This is a genomic window from Chryseobacterium sp. S90, assembly GCF_047444895.1.
Classification (GTDB): Bacteria; Bacteroidota; Bacteroidia; order Flavobacteriales; family Weeksellaceae; genus Chryseobacterium.
Genome location: NZ_JBLGCX010000004.1, coordinates 56,967 through 76,089 on the forward strand (window position 1 = coordinate 56,967; position 19,123 = coordinate 76,089).

Consider the following 19,123-nt stretch of genomic DNA (forward strand, 5'->3'; position numbering starts at 1 on the left):
TTATGGTTTTGAAAGTGAGAATATATTATAAACAGTTTCTGATAAATTATACGTGTTTTGGAAGCTATTCAGCTGGCCATTGCTTCTTCCTGAATACGGATCAAAAAAGTTGATATGTTTCATTCTTGAAAAATCCTCACTATATTTTATTTCAGTAACCAGAACGGCGTGCCCTTGTCTGTTTCCGGCTGCTTCTGTGGTGCTGAAACCAAGATATACAGGGTGACCTGACTGTAAACTTTCCACAATGAATTTAACAGCCTGTTTTGTCAATGCTGAAGGAATTCCGGAATGGAAATAATAGTCGTTCTTTGCTTTAGCTTCATATAGGGCATCTACTTTCAATCCGAATTTCTCGAAATACTCTTTGGTTTGATCGGCACGTACTCCTCCAGATTCATTGGCTGCTTTTTGCTGAACAGAAACATCAAGATCTATACCTAAATATTTTGCTGCGGCCCTTGCTACCGTAGGCACACAATCTGTTTCACCGGTCTGCGGCTTATCAGCAGCAATATCCATAGATGCGGTTTTCCAATCTACAGCTTCTGCTCCTTCATGAGCTAAGTGATTCAACCCGGAGGTTAATAATCCCTGTTTTAGGCCATCCCAGAAATTACCTCCTGCAATGGAAGAGGAAAGACCACCGGAAAGACCACCTGAAGCAAGCATTAGAGCTTTTAATAATCCTACATTTCTGGAACCAAAAGAACTGATCGAAATAGAATTCCCTTCAACGGAGAATTTATATCCTGACTCGCCTAATGCCTGTACTCCGCTGGATACTACAGAAGAAATAGCCCCACTCATAAATCCTGAAATAAATTTTCCTCCGCCTATTTCGGACATTGCTCCTCCTGACAAAGCATGCATCCCCGCCTGGAAGGCAGCCTTACCGACGGTCAGAGTCTGTGAAAATATAGAGGTGGCGACACTTCCGATTCCAAAGCTGATGATACCGCTTGCAAGCCCGGTTGTAATGGCTTGTCCCATACCATACCAATATGGAACTCCATTGATGGTGTTGATGACAGCGTGTGTTACGGCAGACACTACTACAGCAATGATAAGAACGGCACCTAATCCTATATTTCCACTTGGATCAGTGTACAATAAAGGATTATTGGTTACATAACCAAATTTATTATAACTCTGTGTATTAAAAGGATCCTGAATAATAGTATCAGGACTAAGGAATCTTCTCATGATAGGATCGTAAATCCTTGCATTCATATGAATAAGCCCGGCTCTCCACAGATGTTCATGTCCGGTATATCCTCTGTCAATAAGGAGAGTTTCCCCATTGAACTGCTGCAGGTCTACAATTTGTCCACCCATCATCAATCCTTTAAGATTTCCCCACGCATCAAAGAATCGTTTTTCAACAATAGAACCATCATCTTTTGAAATGGCTAAAATACTTCCCAAATGATCACGATGCAGATAGTAGTTTTGAGACTCCTGAGATCCGTTCAAAAAGCTTACAACATCTTTTTTAATATAATTTGCAGAATAAGGATCTCCTGTAATATAGGTAACGATTTGCAGTGTGCCACCCCCTTTTCCAGATCTTCTTGTAAATTCTATGGCACCGTCGGCAGAATAATATTTTCTTTTTCCTGAAGCTGCTGAAATCATTGAATATCTTGATTTCATTAAGTTGTATTCAAAACTTAAATCTTCTTTGTTAGGAACCTTAACTGTTAATGGAGAATTGAATGCATTGTATGTTACTTCGGCAAAACCTCGGTTCGCATTTACTTGCTGACCATTTGCATTAAGAGCGATATTGTTTAGTTTATAATCAAACTCGCCATTGTAGTTATAGTAACCAAGGTCAAGATTTGCAGCCATTCTTCCTCTTTTATCATAAGAATACTGATTGGTTACAGTGCCATTGGTTGTTTCCTTTAATAGTCGGTTTAATTTGTCATATTCAAAAGTTTCACTTTTTCCAAAATCATTGCTGTTTCTGGACCTTAAAACTTCTTTATTGACGTCAAAATCATACATCATGTCCAGTGCAATCAGACCTCCTTTAGCATGATTCGTTCTAAGAAGAGTTCCATCCTGCGGGCTGTAGTAGTTATTGATAATATAACCATTGCCATATTCCATTTGTGTAGCCTGATTCAAAGCATTCACCGAAGATGTATGCCATATCATCTTATTGGCGTTAACGTCGTTCTGCTGTGTCAGGATACCATTACTGTCATATACATTCTTTGTTTTTGAGGTGGTTGTATAGGCATTCTCATTCCATACGGCAGAAATAGCTGTTTCATCTACTCTTCCAAAGGTGTCGAAAGTCAGGTTACTACTGTAAATAAACTCCGGAGTTTCCTCCTTCTTTCCTTTGATACGATAATACTGGTCATATTCTGTGGTATAGGCAAAGTTTTTTCCGTTGCTTGTTCCATAGATCTTTTCCAGAAGCTTACTCGTTGGATTGTACTGATAGAACTTTTCTATAGAAGTATTTTCTGCCGGGGTTTTACCGTATGTTTTTTCTGAAATAGTTTGTCCAAAATCATCGTACTGTAATACGGTATACCCTTTAGGATTGTCTTCACGAAGTAACCTTCCCAGAATGTCATATTGATAGGTATATGTACCTGAGGATGGATCTACAATTTTTTTCTTGTTACCCCAGTCATCAATTTCGAAAGTGGTTTTGCTGCCTTCATAGTTGGTTTCTTTTAAAGATCCATTAGGGTAATAGGTATAGTTAATTGTTCCACCATGATCCTGCTGAACAATCGTGTTACCGAAAGGATCCAGTGTTTTGGATATTTTTTTATGGCCATCATCAACGGTTACTTTTAATCCTTCGTAGCAGGTAATAACTGTTTTTCCTGTGTAAGTTACATGCTTTACCGCTCTGTTGTAGGCATCATATTCTATTGTATTCCATTTCGTCTGCTCGCCTTCAAATAAAGGTTCAGATTTCTTTATTAATTTTCCGAAAATGTCATATTCGCTCTTTTTTACAATCCATTTACCATTTGTACTCTGGGTTTTGGTTTGTATTTCTCTGTCGAATTCATCATATGCTGAGATCGTTTCTACTCCTCCTTCTCTCTTTTTTGAGATCTGATAAATTCCTCCCGGAATTGCTGAAGCAGAAGATTTACTGATGGTAGTTTTCTTACCCAGATAATCAGTAAATGAAGTGATATTACCCCAGCCATCATAAGTATAATAAGTCTTTAATCCTCCAATAGCGGCTGTTTCTTCTAAAAGTCTTCCTATTGTATTTACTACCGTGGAAGCTATTAAGCCATCAGGTGTTGTTGTAGAAGTTCGGTAACGATTTGTTGAGTCGTAATCATATGTAGTAGTCTGAGAGGCAATTCCTGCGGAAGAAATTGTTTCCTGCTTCAGATTCCCAATATTATCATAGACAAAGCTCTTATTTAAAGACTGAGAATTTTGGCTGAATTTCTGAATTTCTTTGATTGATCCATTTGTTGGATAGTAAGTACTTACTTCTTTTGCGGTAAACAAATCACCTTGTCTAAAAGAATTATTAACCTGTTCACTGATTTTCCCGTAGAAATAATGAAGACCATTCGTGAATTCCGGCTGATAAGTAAAGTTGGAATGTGTTATCGCATAATCACCATAATTGATCCATGTTTTCTTTAATTTAAGATCGTCGGCTTCATCATAGGTATATCTTTTAATGACATTCATGTTTCTAAGGTTATCAGTAGTTCTTTCCTCTGTGCTGAGAATAAGGCTCTGATTTCCTTTTATGAATTTTTGATTGATGAAATTGGTTTCTGTTAAAAACTTGGAGATTCCTCCGTAAGTAGTTTTTAATAGGACGTTATCTAATAAAGGATCTTTGGTATTTACTGTCCAGAAAAGAGCATTAGCAAGCTTTTTATTTCTGAATTTTCCATTTTGCAAAACCGATTCATATCCGTCCGAAACGTAGGTTTTTTGGAATCCTAAAAGACCTCTTCCGTCAAGACTTTGTATGGCATTTTCATAACGGTATTCTTTTGAAAGAATTTTTCCACTGAAAAGAGTATGAATCTTATTAACCAGATATAATGCTCCGTTGGTCTGATGGGTATATAATGGATATTTTAAATCATTATCCTTGTGTACGTAGCAGATCTCTTCTTTCGTATCAAGTTTCATCATCTGGCGGTATTCAACTTTTTGCATAACAGTAGAACCGTTATTCACCTCCTGAATTTGTTTTTCCAGGAAATTATTGTTGTTGAATGTGATCTTAAATTCAGACCCGGTAGTGATGTCAAAATTACTGATAGAAGTCTTGTAGGTATTTAAGAAATTAACCTCATCAGAAACTGTGAAAAGAGAGAACGGGGTTATTTTTTCGTCTTTTAAATCAATTTCCTGATTTAGCTTGGTAAACGAGGTATTTCCGTTGTTATCTGTAGTATTGACAAAGAATTTAACCTTATTAAATCCAGGCAGCAGGGTCATGTAGATTCCCGGAACATCTGTATTGGTAATGCTGAAATGCGTTGGCCCTACATATTGAGGAAAACCGGGAACCAAACATTTATATCCCTGTTGAGCGTTGATATATATGGCTGGTACAGCTTGTGCAGTAGCATTATAGCAGGAGTGTGTATATACCTGCTCGGTATATAAATCACCAATATTTTCATAGGTAAAATTGCTGATCAAAGGGTTCTGATCATTATATTGTATTTTACCGAACTTTGTGATGGAGACAAGGTCAGATTTCCCATCATTGTTGATGTCTGTTACAACTACATTTCCTACGGCAAACCCTTTCATTGAGTTGTCAGGTCCCCATAAAAATAAGTCCCATCCGGATTGCTTAGGAATTGTTTCATCCTGTGAAGGTTTAATATACGCTAGTTTTTGAGCTGTAAGATCAAGCTGGCTCGGGATAAATTTTTTACCATCCGAAGTGTACATCCACCATATAAATTGCGGTGTGTTTTCAATAGCAATCCTTAGTTTTGAGAAAGGATTCATAGTATTAAATACAAACTGTGGAGTCACAAAATCCGTAAGGCCATCTCCGTTGAAATCTCCTAAAAGAATAGGAGTAATAAGTTTTCCGTCACTATTATAGCTGAGATCATTTAAAATATTTGTTGAAGACTGTCCTGCAATATCACCATATGGTTTTATGGTCATATCATTTACATTGATCTTATAAATACCATATTGGTTACCAGATATAATCATAATTTCCGGTACTCCGTCACCATCCATTTCCAAAAGTCTGTAATTGTCTTCTGTAAGCAGAAGAGAGGTTACTGCAAACTCCTTTCGTGTAATGACATCCCCGGTTTCTTTACCTACTTCATATAAATAGATTTTTTGATTAGCCTGTGTATTTCCGCTGATATAAATAAGATCGAAAAGACCGTCATTATTAAAATCCCCCGGAATAAACATTTTCTGGGCTATTCTGGGAGGAGATGTATAGGTTTGCTGTCCCTGAAAACCGCTGCTAATCCATGGGATAGAAGGACCACCAGAAATAACTTTTGTTTTTCCTGTTTTGAAGTCCCGGATTTCTATCTGTCCCTGTAAGGACTCGTGTGTTTTGGAAATAGTATTGACAATGATCAGCTGGTCATTAGTTGTAATTTTACTGTCATTAATTAATGTTTTTCCCGTAAAGATTCTGGTATGGGCATTAACATAGGTGCTGGGAGTTATCTGGCCATAAGGGCTGTTAAGATAAAATATAGGATTTCGTATACTACCCGGCTCTGGAGGAGGAGGGGTAGATCCGCCAAAACCTCCGTTTGGCCCGCTTCTGAAATCAGTAACGGTAGTTGATACATAGAATATATCGTTTCCGCTATTGTTATAAAGGTTACCTGCAGTTACATCTCCTAAACGATAAGTACTTGCAGGAGTAGTAGCAAGCTGACGCTTTGTTACCTCAGCAGTACCTGTGGAATTGGGAGAATTATAATTGAAGTTGAGAGGTCTCAGGCTTTCTCCGGTTTCATTGAATACATTGATGGTACGTAACCTTTCGTTACTGTCCGCATCTACAAAATCATAGCTGAAAGTATACTTCCTGTAATCGCCGGAATAAGTAGATCCAGTGACAATTTCAGAAATGACTTTACTGTTGATATACTGCTGCCCGTTTCTATAAATTTTTGCAATTTTTTTACGGTCTTTGTATAATACTTTTAAATAAAATTTATCCGTACCGGTGTCTGTTCCTCCATAGGATATTTTATCCAGTCTTGGAGTATTGTTTGTAATTACATAAGTGTAATGGATTTCATTATCAAATGAATCCGCCATTTTTACAATATAATGCTGCCCTGGTGAAAGCTCATTATACCAGGCAATTTTTCCATCCGTATACTGAATAATGAAACTATATGTTCCAGAGGATTTTGTAATCTTAATCTTGGAGAAATTTTTAGTAACATATTCTGTATCCGATTTTTTAAGGAGCCTTTGGCCATCTAAATAATAAGGGTCATTGTCATCAAACTGCGGACCTATTGTGATCCCGTCTACATTCTGACTTTTTCCTCCTCTGCTGATAATAGAAAGACCTGTGAAACTCCATCCCCATCCGGCATTTCCGTTTCCTGCCTGGCTATTGTAAACCAAGGCTGTATTGGGCTGAAAATTATTTAACCCTTTTAAGGTTTCCAAAGGAACAGTATAAGTAAGTGACCCTCCTTCGCTGACAGACATTTCTGATTTTATAGAAGGGATAAGAGAATAGTCTGTCGAAATGGTCTTTGAAGAGTTCTGCTGGTTTTCTTTATACCCTGCAGTATTATACTCAAGAGATACAGATGTTGCTTGCTGAGCTCCTACAAATTGTGCTAAAGAGAGAAGCGCAAGAACTCCAAGAAATTTTATATTTTTTATCATATGAATTGATTATGATCTTATATCGATACTATTAATAGCACAGGCCATGAAAGAATATGGCCTGTCAATAATTTTTTATTAGCGCTTCATAACATTTTTACCTACAACCTGTCCTGTGTTTAGCGTAAACTTAGCTACATAGATGCCGGTAATCTGGTTTCCTAAGCTGAAACTGAAATTGAAATTCGCAGGATCCTGCAAATTATTTTTGGTAAATAAAAGAGCCCCCGCTCCGCTGAATACTTGAACTGATGTTACTTTTCCTTGGGCTACACCTGTAATACTTACATTGGCGATATCTGTGGTAGGGTTGGGGGATAGCTGGATAGCCATTTTAATTTGCTCCAGATTATCCTCTGCATTAACTTCTTTGGCCATAGCTGTTTCAGATAATTCCGTATTAGCTTTTAAAAGTCCGTTGTTAATAGCAGAGCTGTTTCCTCCCTCATCAAAGCTAAATCTTTTACTTCCGGAAGTAAGTCCTACGTTAATAGATTGAGTAACATAAGGAATTGTAATATCACATTTATTATCAATAAGATCTCCCGCGTTTGAGTCCCAGGTCAGAATATCATAATTCTGAGCTAAGATATTTCCTACATAGTCCTCCAGAGGTTTAACAGGAGGCATAACAGTGGCAACTAGCGGATTGGGAAACTGAGGAGTATTATAATCATACTGCCAGTCTTTAACTTCATAAAATACACTAGGATTGGAAACGGCATCAAAACCTACAGAAACTCCCATACCATTGCCGTTCTGCTGGAAAGAAACCCCGGAAGCTACCATTTCCTGCTGTAAATTATGGCCGGCAACCTTTTTAGCAATAAGCTCTATTGTCTCGTCAGTATTGCTTAACTTGATGACATTCTGATAGATAATCTGGTCCTCTTTGCCCTGAGTGGTGGAGAAAAAACTAGGAAAATAATCACCTCCTGAGTTATTATTGGCAACGACGACCATGAATTGTTTAGACTTTATGATTTTATCAGGCAGATCAAAACTTCCTTCATTATCCCTTAATTTCCAGTCTTTAAGATTAAGATCTGTATCGCTGGCATTAAAAATTTCAATAAATTCCCCACGATGTCTTTTTCGTAACTTTTCAAATAGTTCAGGGGTAGGATTTTGGTAAGGACCATAGTTTACATCTATGTATTCCGAATAAGGGGTATCTCTGTAAACCTCAGTGATGACAAGCTGAGCAGAAGATAGAAGGGGGAATAATATAAGTACCCCTCCAAATAATTGTTTTTTCATGGTTGGTTAGGAGAAATTATACTTTATTTAAAAATTTTTGCAGTTTCTCAAGATGAGAAGATTGGGAAAAGTTTCTGTTTTGATTAAGCTGTGCTATTTTCTGTTCCCAGGGATCGGAGCTGGTAGTAAGATCTTTTGCATTGATGACCAGATAAAGATATTTTTGGGTTAAGTGTTCCTGATTTGTTTTTTTTAGATATTTAATAACAAGAATATTAACAGAGTCTATAACAGATGTATTCCTGATTCCTGATTTTTTGTTAAGTAAAGAATTAATATTGTTTTCGGCCTCAGTGGTTTGATTTTGTAGCAGATAAAAATCTGTTTTTTTACATTGAAGAACAAATTCCTGGTTTTCATCTGTTTTCTTTTGCTCCATTTCAGAAAGAAGTATTTGGAGCTTTTGGGTATTTGATGGCTGATGCTTTTTTGCAGCATTAAAATATGAAGTGGCACTCCAGAAATTCTGTCTTATTTGATGGTTTTTTTCTTCCATGGATAAGAGGGTTTGGAAGTCTCTCTTTTGTTTACCCAATCTTCTTGTCCAATAAACTGCTGAACGGTCTTTAGGATAGAGGCTATGATATTCTTTAGCAAATTGAATAGCTTGATCAGAGCTATGATTTTTTACATTCCTTTTAATAAGAATAAGATAGAGTTCTCTTATATGGTTTTCTCTTTCTTTTTTATAAGGTTTATTCTTAAGTAGAGTAAGTTTAGAAGAAAGCTCATCATTGGTTAACTGATCAAACCGGGCTTTAAAAAGCTTTTGGTTCTCCTTGTGCTGCTGCTTTATGTTGGGGTTTTTCTTGTGATGAATCTCTCCGGCTTTAAAGGAGATAAGTTTATTCACCTTGGCAAGCTGATGTTGAAGTGCTTGATCCTCAGGATACCGAGAAGCAAGCTCAGAAAGCTTATTTTGGGCAACGGAAAGGAGGTTGCTGTTTTTTAATCGGCTTACTTTTTTATTTCCTGTCGCCATTTTTATATACTGGCTGTATAACCTTTGTTTCAGGTCTTTATTATCAGGATACTTTTGGACGGCATTTTCTAAAATCTCAAGATAAGCAGATTCCTGTTTAGGCTTTTGAAAAATACATCGCCGTAATCCGTCATAGGCTCTTGCCTCCTGTGGTCGGCTGGATATTATCTGTTCATATTTTCCTTTTGCCTTTGCCCATTTTTTCTCTTTGCAGAATGCCTTGGCGTTCTTAAGAAGAGTGTTGACATCATCATTAGTTAGAGAGTTTTGTGGACTAGGAGAGTTTTTGGAAAAAAAATAAGAAGGAATAAGCAACGCGCCAGCACTCAATGCTGAAAGTTGCAAGAATCGTTTTCTGGAAACCATGGATTCGTGGAAATTAGTGTTTCTTAAAAAAATAAAGGGAAGGTAGGTTACTACTACTAAATAATAGGCCTCATCTTTCGGTTTAACTTTAATAAACTCTAATCGTTTGCCTTCCCTTAACGGTGACAAATGTAGTAAAAAATATTAATCTGCAAATAGTATTTTGAGAAAAAAATATTGTTTAGAGATTGAATGTGATGGGTTTTTATTGATGTAAAACAATTGTTTTTGTATTATAAAGATTGATATAAAAATCATAAGTTTATTTTGTTTTATAATTTTTAAAATATTTCAATATATATTAAAAATTAAATATTGTGATTTTTTTTAATTTGTACCTCCGAATTAGGATAATATGTATTTCAGTTTAATCATAAAAGCTAAAAATTAAGGATAAAAACAGGGCCGGAAATTATTTTTCCGGTCCTGTCAAACAAGATTAAGTGTAAAATTTAGCCTTTAAAGGCAAAAAAGGATAATTTAAATGTGTTCAGATTTTTATTGATCTTAATCTATATTGAGTGGAATTGATAGTAATGGTACTTTGTTTTTATAGGCCATAATAGCTGTTTTGCTACGATGGAAAAGAGATTCTACAAGATTGTATTTGTAGGGAACCATCGTAAGCAGATCCGGATTTGTCAGTCTGATTTCCTCCTCAATAGCCTTGATGACTTCGATGGATTGAATCATTTTAAAACTGTATTTAATATCATCCAGATCATATCCGGAATTCAGGTCAATATCATGAATAACCTCCGTGAAATCTTCTAAGCTTTCACTTACATTGAATACCTCGATCTCGGCATTAAACTCATTAATGAAATAATAAATGTCGTTCATTGCGGTCCAGGTCATGCTTTTATGAGTATCATAGGCAAAAAGGATTTTCCTGATTCCTGTATATTCTATGTGGGAAGGAACAATTAATATTGGTCTTTTAATTCTGTGAATAGCTCTTGTTACGCTGTTGCCCAAAAGCTTTTGTTCCAAAGTTTTTTCGGCCATTCCCATGACGATAAAATCACATTCGTGGATCTGCATGCAGTTTTCAAGCTCTTCCATGAAATTTCCGGAAGCCAGATGATGCGTTGCTTCTATACAATAAAGTGTTTTAAGTTCGGTTGCCTTGTCTTCAAGTTTTTTCTGATTTTTAAGGGTCTGGGTGTAGAAAAAATCTGCCGAAGCCTGTGCATTCAAAGCATGTATAGAAATGGTTTGCAGATTAAAAAGTACGATTGTGTATTTATTTTCTTTAGCCATAGATGCTGCATAATGAGTAGCATTTTCAGCTTCGTGAGAAAAATCTGTGCAGACAATTATTGTTTTCATTGTACCGGATTTAATACTGCAAAACTATGATAGACAGATGTTGTCTTATCGTAAAAATAGGGTGATGTTGCATAAAATGATGATGAAATGTCTTTTTCAGGTGATGAACCGTAACATTCATTTGAACGCTGCTATTTTACGTTTCAGGGGCGGTTTTGGCGGTCTCGTTTAAAATAGAGAATACTCATATAAAATCTATTTCTATATTTACATTCACAACTCCCGGATATGAATAGGATTTCTACCATCAGGAAAAATATAGTACGGAATAAGAAGATTCTTTCTACCATGAAAAGAAGGCTCGTGATTTGGGCAGTAGCAGTAATCACTTTCTGTGTTTTTTCCTACCTTATTGATCCCTTTGATCCCGTTTGGAAGGGCTATCTTGATGCTCCGCTAAAGATGATTCTGGAAGATGCTTCATGGATTATCTTTTTTTCTATACTCATTTCCGAGGTTAGTATATTTATTGACAGAACACTTAATAAACTTTTGCCTTGGAGAGACAGAACTATAAAGCGACTGCTTATTCAGTGCTTGCTTCAGATTGTGGGAAGTGTCATGATTGTGATTATCATCAATGCAATTGTAGACGGTACCTCAGTCACATTACCCGAGATGGATTCCCGAAAAGAATATACTCTGCTGGGACAGTGGATCGCAACAAATATTGTGATATCATTGATTATCAGTGCATTTAATACCGTGGATTATTTATTGGAAAACTGGAAAAAAACTGCCGTAGAAGCCGCTCAGCATAAAATAAGGGCATCTAAACATAAACAGGCTGCCATGGCCGCAGAACTTCAGGCGCTGAAGCTGCAGATTGATCCTCATTTTATTTTCAACAATTTAAGTGTACTGTCCGAACTTATTCTGGAAGATCAGCAGTTAGGCTATGAATATTCAGAGAAGTTTGCAAGAGTATACAGATATCTGTTGGTCAATTCCAAAAAAGACATCATTATAGTAGAAGAGGAACTGAAATTTTTAGAATCCTATATCTTTCTGATCGAAAAAAGAATTGGTGAAGGCGTTGTCTTTAAAATAGATATTAAAGAAGAATACAGATCCATGTACACCCTTCCGTTATCTTTACAATTATTGGTTGAAAATGCCATTAAACATAATCAAACTTCAAAGGTGAATCCTTTGGAAATACAGGTTTATACAAACTCTGATGGCGAGCTGGTGGTATCCAATACATTCCTGCCTTTGATCAATAAGCCGGATTCCTCAGGAGTAGGACTTACCAACATTGTTGCGCGATACGAAATCTTAGGATATCCTAAACCTGTGATTGAAAAAACTGAAGATAAATTTATTGTAAAACTTCCATTGATATGAAGATTAATAAGATTTTAATAGTTGAGGATGAAAGACCCAATGCCGATAGGTTGAAAAGACTGTTGTTGAAGTTAAGACCCCATATCGAAATCCTGTCTGTAGAAGACTCGATTACCTCAACAGTACACTGGCTGGAAAATAATGTCGTTCCGGATGTCATCATGATGGATGTTCGTCTTGCAGATGGGCTCAGCTTTGAAATATTCAACAAGCATGAGGTGAAAAGTGCAGTTATATTCACCACAGCATACGATGAATATGCAGTACAGGCATTTAAATACAACAGTGTAGATTACCTTCTGAAACCTATTGAAGAAGAAGAGCTGGATGCCGCTTTAAAACGTTATGAAACCTTTATGGAAGCCGTTCCGGTAGTAGGAACAGCTATTGAAGGATTATTGAATTATATCCAGCCTAAAGATTACAGAAAACGTTTTCTCATCGCCCATAGAGACGGATATAAAACCGTTCTGGCAGAAGATATCCTATACTTTTATACCGAATTGGGAATCAGTAAAGCCATGCTGAATACCGGAGTTGTAGAGAATGTTCCCCAAACGTTGGAAGAACTTGAAAAACAGCTGGATCCCAAATTCTTTTTCAGGGCTAACAGGCAATTTATCATTCACATTAATTCAGTAAAACAGATTTTTAATCATTTTAACGGAAAACTGAAGCTGGAATTGAGAAAGCAGCCTGATATGGAAGTGATTGTAAGTCGTGAAAAAGCTTCTATATTCAAATCCTGGATGGATTATTAATCTCAAAATACAAACGAGACTGCTTTTTAGACAAAGCAGTCTTTTTTTTGCTTTACTTGTGAAATTGGTTATTTTATCCTTAGCGATTAAGCACTTATTTTATCCCAAAAATCTCTTTTTCGTCACAATTATAGGAAAAAAAAGCTGTTTTCCTTTCATTTTTACTATCATACGCTTCACCCCCGATTAACTACGCTTCACCCAACTTCTGAATGAATATCCTTATTATATGAAGTTATTTTGCTCCTGTAAAATTTAAAAACTCATATTATGAATTACAGAAAAGGATATCTGGTACTTTCACTTATGGCAGCAGCAATACTGTATTCGTGCGGTTCCGGGAATGGTCAGGAAAATGCCCAGCAGATGCAGCAGGCATTACCTACAGATTTTATCCAGGTGAAATCCGGAGATGCGGATGTGTCTACAGGATATCCGGGAAGCATAGAAGGACAGGATAATGTAGATATTAAAGCACAGGTAACAGGTTATCTGGAAGCAGTATATATCAAAGAAGGACAGTATGTAAGTAAAGGACAGACCCTTTTCAGAATAAATCCTTCAGTATACAACGAGCAGGTAAATACCAATGAAGCCGCGCTGAAATCGGCTATAGCAGCCCAGGAAACAGCAAGATTGGAAGTCGAAAAACTAAAACCTCTTGTGGAAGGAAAAGTGGTTTCCGATATGCAGCTTAAAACAGCGCAGGCAAGCTATAAAGCCGCTTCAGCACAAGTAGCACAGGCACAGTCTTCTTTAGGTTCATCAAAGATCAATGCCAATTTTACTTACATTAAAGCTCCTGTGAGCGGATACATAGGAAGAATTCCGAATAGAGTAGGAAATCTTATCAGCCCTTCTGATGCAGCTCCACTGACAACGCTTTCAAGTATTAACAGTGTGAATGTATATTTTTCAATGAATGAAGCTGATTTTATCGCTCATAGTAAAGCTGCGGTATCAGGAAATAATACAGAAGATGTAGAACTTATCCTTGCAGATGGATCCACTTATTCTCTTAAAGGAAAACTGGAAAATGCCAGTGGAAACTTCGACAGAAACACCGGAAGTATTCAGATGAAAGCTGTTTTTCAAAATCCGGATAAATTATTAAGAGCCGGAGGAACAGCAAGAGTTATGATCCATAATGCATTGAATGGTGTGATCAAACTTCCGAAAACATCGGTGAAAGACATTCAGGACAGATTCTTTGTCTATAAACTGAATGGTAAGGATAAAGTTAAAATGACTCAGATTACCGTTTCAGGAAGTACGTCTCAGGATTATTTTATCAAAGAAGGAGTGAATGCGGGAGATAAGATTGCCGTCAACAGAATTGATGCCCTTACCGATGGAGCACAGGTTGTTGCCACAACAGTTCCTTTGAAATAGTTGTATAACCATTCTTAGAAAATTCAAAAATGTTAAAAAAGATAATAGACCGTCCGGTACTGGCGACGGTAATATCCCTTATCATTGTTATTTTAGGGATAATAGGATTAAACCAGCTGGCGGTGACCAGATTCCCGGATATTTCTCCGCCTACCATCACCGTATCAGGATCTTATCCGGGAGGAAACAGTGAGACTGTGATCCGTTCCGTGGTAACTCCATTGGAAGAACAGATCAATGGAGTGGAAGACATGGAATACATGAAATCTACTGCGAGCAATGACGGAACATTCTCCATTTCCATTATATTCAAGCAGGGAGTAAATGCCGATCAGGCCGCTGTAAATGTGCAAAACAGAGTTCAGCAGGCCACCCCGATACTTCCCCAGGAAGTTGTCAGAATGGGACTGACTACCTCTAAACAGCAGAACAGTATGGTGTTGATTTTCAATATTTATACGGAAGACAACAAACAATATGACGAAACTTTCCTTCAGAACTATGCGAATATTAACCTTATTCCACAGGTCAAAAGGGTAAAAGGAGTAGGACAGGCCATGGTATTCGGATTGAAAGATTATTCCATGAGAATATGGCTTAACCCTCAGAAAATGTCCTCTTACGGACTGGAACCGGCAGATGTTTCAAGAGCAATTGCAGACCACAGTTTGGAATCTGCTCCAGGTAAACTTGGAGAAGAATCTGATGCGGCCTTAGAATATGTAATCCGATACAAAGGGAAAAAGAATAAGCCGGAGCAATATGAGAATATTATTGTTAAAAATACCGGGAGTCAGGTCATCAGGCTTAAAGATGTAGCCCGTGTAGAATTCGGAGCCATTTCAAATACCGGAGATAACCTTTCCAATGGGAAAAATGCAGTTACTGTAGCCATCATGCAGACTACAGGATCCAATGCCAATCAGATTGAAATAGGGGTAAACAAAGCCCTTGATCAGCTATCAAAATCATTCCCTCCAGGTATCAAATACACAAGTGTAATGAGTACCAAAGAAAGATTGGATGAAGCCACAGGTCAGGTAAAATCTACTTTAATAGAAGCATTTATCCTGGTTTTTATCGTAGTATTTATCTTCTTACAGGATTTCAGATCTACGATTATCCCGGCAGTGGCGGTTCCTGTAGCAATTATCGGTACTTTCTTCTTCCTTTTAGTCTTAGGATTTACCATCAATGTACTGACGCTTTTTGCCCTTGTACTGGCCATCGGTATTGTGGTAGATGATGCCATTGTAGTAGTGGAAGCCGTCCACAGTAATATGGAGGGAACAGACCTTTCAGGAAGAGAGGCTACCCATAAAGCAATGAGTGAGATCACAGGAGCGGTTATTTCCATTACTTTAGTGATGTCTGCAGTATTTATTCCAATCGGATTTATGTCCGGTTCAGCAGGATTGTTTTATAAGCAGTTTGCCTATACATTAGCAATAGCAATCATCATTTCAGCGGTTAATGCATTGACTTTAACCCCGGCTTTATGTGCAGTGTTTTTGAAAAACAACCACTCAGGAGAAGGTAAAAAGCCAAAAGGATTCGGGCAAAGATTTGCGGTAGCATTCAATGCAGGATTTAATAATATGACGAACCGTTATGCGAAAGGAGTTCGGTTTTTAATAGGACGTAAATGGATTGCAGGAGGATTAATCGTAGCCGTTATTGGTGTTGCAGGATGGCTGATGTCAAGTACCCCTAAGAGTTTTGTACCAATGGAAGATGACGGCTTCTTTATGTACACTTTAAGTATGCCTCCGGGAACAGCATTGACGAAAACTACGGAAGTTTCCAACAAGATCAATGAAATCTTAAAAGGAGTAGATGCAGTGAAGGAAAACACTTCCATTACAGGATATAATCTCCTTAGTAACAGTGCAGGACCGGCTTACGCCATGGGATTTGTTAAGCTGAAACCTAAAAAAGAAAGAGGTGAAGTACAGGATATCCAGGAGGTGGTAGATATGGCCAGTGCAAAATTAGGCGTAATCAAAGAAGGAAGTGTGATGACTTTCAGAATGCCTCCGGTAGAAGGATACGGAATGACGAATGATGCAGAGATTGTACTTCAGGACCGTATGGGTAGAGATCCTCAGGTTCTTAAAGCTAAAGCAGATGAATTAATTGGTCAGCTGATGCAGGGTCCAGAAGTAGCATTTGCCTACACGATGTTCAGAGCAGATTATCCTCAGATGGAGCTTGAAGTAAATGAAGATAAAGCAAAACAATTAGGAGTAAGTATTTCAAATCTGTTGGGAACTGTTCAAACGTATTTTTCAGGAGACCAGTCTCAGAATTTCTCAAGATTCGGGAAATTTTACAGAGTGAATATTAAAGCGGACGGTGTTTTCAGAATGGATGAACAGGCTTTCAATGATATTTTCGTAAAGAATGAAAAAGGAGATATGGTACCGGTAAATACCTTGATTACATTGAAAAAAGTATATGGCCCGGAATCCGTTCAGCGTTATAACCTTTATAATTCATTAAATATTAACGTGTCTCCAAAGCCAGGAGTAAGTAACGGAGAATTGATGGGTAAACTGGAACAAACCTTAAGCAAATTACCTTCTGACTACAGTTACGAATGGACAGGATTGAGTTTGGAAGAAAAATCGGCAGGAAATCAGACGATCGCTATCTTCGGTTTATGTTTGCTTTTCGTCTATCTTTTGCTGGCAGCTCAATATGAAAGTTATATCCTTCCTCTGGCAGTAATGCTTTCCATCCCAACGGGAATTGTAGGGGCGTTTTTAGGAATAAAAGCCATTGGTTTGGATAACAATATTTATGTACAGGTAGGATTGATTATGCTTATTGGTTTATTAGCCAAAAATGCAATTCTGATTGTTGAATTTGCCATCCAAAGGAGAAAAGCCGGACTTTCAATCATTGATTCTGCACTGGAAGGAGCAAAAGCGAGATTACGTCCCATTATCATGACTTCATTAGCCTTTATTGTAGGAATGGTTCCGCTGATGATTTCTTCAGGAGGAATGGCTTCAGGAAACAAATCAATCAGTACAAGTGCAGCCATGGGAATGCTGAGTGGAGTGGTTTTAGGAGTTTTTGTAATTCCTGTACTCTACATGTTTTTCCAGTATCTGGATGAGAAATTCTCTACCAAAAAGAAGTACAATACGATAGAAAATCAACTGACAAATGAGAATATTTAATATAAAGAACTTCCTTATTTCAGGCGCAATGGCATCTCTGCTGATGTCTTGTGCCGTAGGGAAAAAATATACAAGAACAGACCTTCAGGTTCCCGAAACATACAAAGAATCTGTACAGGTAACAGGAGATACGGTACTGCTTCCATGGAAAACCTTTTTCAAAGATCCTAAACTGATTGGATTAATAGATAAAGCCCTTTCCAGAAATAATGAAGTGAACGTTGCTCTGAAAAATATAGAACAGCTGGATCTTATCTATAAACAGGCTAAGTTAGGACTGATGCCAACACTGGACCTCACTGCAGGAGCCAACAGAAGCTGGGCTTCCAAAAATACCCTTAACGGTTCTCTGAATGAGCAGTTTGTGGGGACAAAATACATGGATGACTTTAGTGCTGCCTTAAGACTTTCCTGGGAAATAGATATCTGGGGAAAAGCTAAAATGCAGAAAGAATCCGCAGCAGCAGAATATTTTGGTCAGAAAGAAAACCTGAATGCAATAAAAAGCAGGATTGTGGTTCAGGTTGCTCAGGCGTATTACAACCTTATCAGCCTTGATGAACAGCTGAAAATAGCTGAGCAGAATATTGAGCTGAGTGACAATACCCTTAAAATGATGAATCTGCAGTTTACAGCAGGGCAGATTAATTCATTGGCCGTTCAGCAGTCAGAAGCCCAAAAGAAAACCGCAGAACTGTTGATTCCTTTGGCAAAACAGAATATTTCCATTCAGGAAAATGCATTGAGCATTCTTTGCGGAGAATATCCGTCGAAGATAGAAAGAGAAGGAAACCTTAAAACAATGATTCCTGAAAATAAACTATCAGAAGGATTGCCTGCACAATTATTGAGCCGCAGACCGGATCTGAAAATGGCAGAATTTAATGTTATCAGCCTGAATTCAAAAACCGGATTAGCAAAAGCAGCCATGTATCCGAGTATCAGCTTAAGCCCGCAGATAGGAGTTAACTCCAATAAGTTCAGCTCATGGTTTGATATTCCCGGATCTATTACCAAAGCAGTTGCCGCTAATCTTGCAGCTCCCATTTTTCAGAAAAAACAATTGAAAACAGCTTATGAAACCGCTTTGATTGAACAGGAAAAAGCAGCGATCAACTTTAAGCAATCTGTAATGGCTGCTGTGGGTGAAGTTTCCGATGCCATGGCCAAGTCTAAAGGCTCTTCAGACAGACTGCAGCTTTTAGAACAGAGAACAGCCATTCTGGATAAAGGAATCAATGATGCACTGAAGCTGTATAAAAGCGGAATGGCAACCTATCTTGAAGTGATTACAGCTCAGAATAATAAGCTTCAGAATGATCTGGAAGCCATTAATGTAACCCTTGAAAGGTTAAATGCAGAAGTAGACCTGTACAGATCGCTTGGCGGAGGAGTACAATAAAATGTAAACGATAAATAGTAAAGGAAGCTACATCATATAGCTTCCTTTTTTGTTATTTCTAAAGGTAAATACAAGTCAATTTTAACATAAGGTCCGGAATTTGCAGAGGAGTGATGAATTTTTATATTCATTAAATCAGTGGTTTATGAAAAATTTTATCTTTTTTTTAAAAATATATGCAAGATTTTTGAAAAGTGAGATTTATATAGATGAG

9 protein-coding genes are annotated in these 19,123 nt (G+C 37.5%); 5 read left to right on the forward strand and 4 right to left on the reverse strand.

The window, feature by feature from the left end; all coding sequences use genetic code 11:
* The 4 genes from ACLMCG_RS12395 to ACLMCG_RS12410 form a co-directional block, all read right to left on the reverse strand.
* Positions 1 to 6,879 (reverse strand): RHS repeat-associated core domain-containing protein, encoded by a 6,879-nt coding sequence (locus tag ACLMCG_RS12395; protein ID WP_413959773.1) that lies wholly within the window; start codon positions 6,877 to 6,879, stop codon positions 1 to 3.
* A gap of 78 nt (positions 6,880 to 6,957) precedes the next feature.
* Positions 6,958 to 8,139, reverse strand: coding sequence for a lamin tail domain-containing protein (locus ACLMCG_RS12400; protein ID WP_413959774.1), 1,182 nt, complete (start codon positions 8,137 to 8,139; stop codon positions 6,958 to 6,960).
* 16 nt (positions 8,140 to 8,155) lie between these two features.
* Positions 8,156 to 9,616 carry a tetratricopeptide repeat protein gene (locus ACLMCG_RS12405; RefSeq protein WP_413959775.1) on the reverse strand — a complete coding sequence of 487 codons (1,461 nt, stop codon included), beginning with the start codon at positions 9,614 to 9,616 and terminating at the stop codon, positions 8,156 to 8,158.
* A gap of 378 nt (positions 9,617 to 9,994) precedes the next feature.
* Positions 9,995 to 10,819, reverse strand: coding sequence for a universal stress protein (locus tag ACLMCG_RS12410; RefSeq protein ID WP_223598284.1), 825 nt, complete (start codon positions 10,817 to 10,819; stop codon positions 9,995 to 9,997).
* A gap of 228 nt (positions 10,820 to 11,047) precedes the next feature.
* Here ACLMCG_RS12410 and ACLMCG_RS12415 point away from each other — a divergent pair, with 228 nt between their 5' ends.
* The 5 genes from ACLMCG_RS12415 to ACLMCG_RS12435 all read left to right on the forward strand — a co-directional run bounded on the left by ACLMCG_RS12415 (position 11,048) and on the right by ACLMCG_RS12435 (position 18,909).
* Positions 11,048 to 12,166 (forward strand): sensor histidine kinase, encoded by a 1,119-nt coding sequence (locus tag ACLMCG_RS12415; RefSeq protein ID WP_413959776.1) that lies wholly within the window; start codon positions 11,048 to 11,050, stop codon positions 12,164 to 12,166.
* On the forward strand, positions 12,163 to 12,927 hold the full coding sequence (locus ACLMCG_RS12420) for a LytR/AlgR family response regulator transcription factor (RefSeq protein ID WP_223598286.1): 765 nt from the start codon (positions 12,163 to 12,165) through the stop codon (positions 12,925 to 12,927). The genes ACLMCG_RS12415 and ACLMCG_RS12420 overlap by 4 nt, the downstream gene beginning before the upstream one ends.
* 270 nt (positions 12,928 to 13,197) lie before the next feature.
* Positions 13,198 to 14,319 carry an efflux RND transporter periplasmic adaptor subunit gene (locus tag ACLMCG_RS12425; RefSeq protein ID WP_413959777.1) on the forward strand — a complete coding sequence of 374 codons (1,122 nt, stop codon included), beginning with the start codon at positions 13,198 to 13,200 and terminating at the stop codon, positions 14,317 to 14,319.
* Between the two features lie 29 nt (positions 14,320 to 14,348).
* Positions 14,349 to 17,507 carry an efflux RND transporter permease subunit gene (locus ACLMCG_RS12430; protein WP_413959778.1) on the forward strand — a complete coding sequence of 1,053 codons (3,159 nt, stop codon included), beginning with the start codon at positions 14,349 to 14,351 and terminating at the stop codon, positions 17,505 to 17,507.
* Positions 17,494 to 18,909: an efflux transporter outer membrane subunit gene (locus tag ACLMCG_RS12435; protein ID WP_413959779.1), complete on the forward strand. Its 1,416-nt coding sequence runs from the start codon at positions 17,494 to 17,496 to the stop codon at positions 18,907 to 18,909. The genes ACLMCG_RS12430 and ACLMCG_RS12435 overlap by 14 nt, the downstream gene beginning before the upstream one ends.
* The last annotated feature ends 214 nt before the right edge of the window (positions 18,910 to 19,123 follow it).

Bases quoted from the DNA above. Each gene is read 5' to 3' on its own strand.
- ACLMCG_RS12410 (WP_223598284.1), bottom strand. From the start codon at position 10,819: ATGAAAACAATAATTGTCTGCACAGATTTTTCTCACGAAGCTGAAAAT.
- ACLMCG_RS12430 (WP_413959778.1), top strand. From the start codon at position 14,349: ATGTTAAAAAAGATAATAGACCGTCCGGTACTGGCGACGGTAATATCC.
- ACLMCG_RS12395 (WP_413959773.1), bottom strand. From the start codon at position 6,879: ATGATAAAAAATATAAAATTTCTTGGAGTTCTTGCGCTTCTCTCTTTA.
- ACLMCG_RS12435 (WP_413959779.1), top strand. From the start codon at position 17,494: ATGAGAATATTTAATATAAAGAACTTCCTTATTTCAGGCGCAATGGCA.
- ACLMCG_RS12400 (WP_413959774.1), bottom strand. From the start codon at position 8,139: ATGAAAAAACAATTATTTGGAGGGGTACTTATATTATTCCCCCTTCTA.
- ACLMCG_RS12425 (WP_413959777.1), top strand. From the start codon at position 13,198: ATGAATTACAGAAAAGGATATCTGGTACTTTCACTTATGGCAGCAGCA.
- ACLMCG_RS12420 (WP_223598286.1), top strand. From the start codon at position 12,163: ATGAAGATTAATAAGATTTTAATAGTTGAGGATGAAAGACCCAATGCC.
- ACLMCG_RS12415 (WP_413959776.1), top strand. From the start codon at position 11,048: ATGAATAGGATTTCTACCATCAGGAAAAATATAGTACGGAATAAGAAG.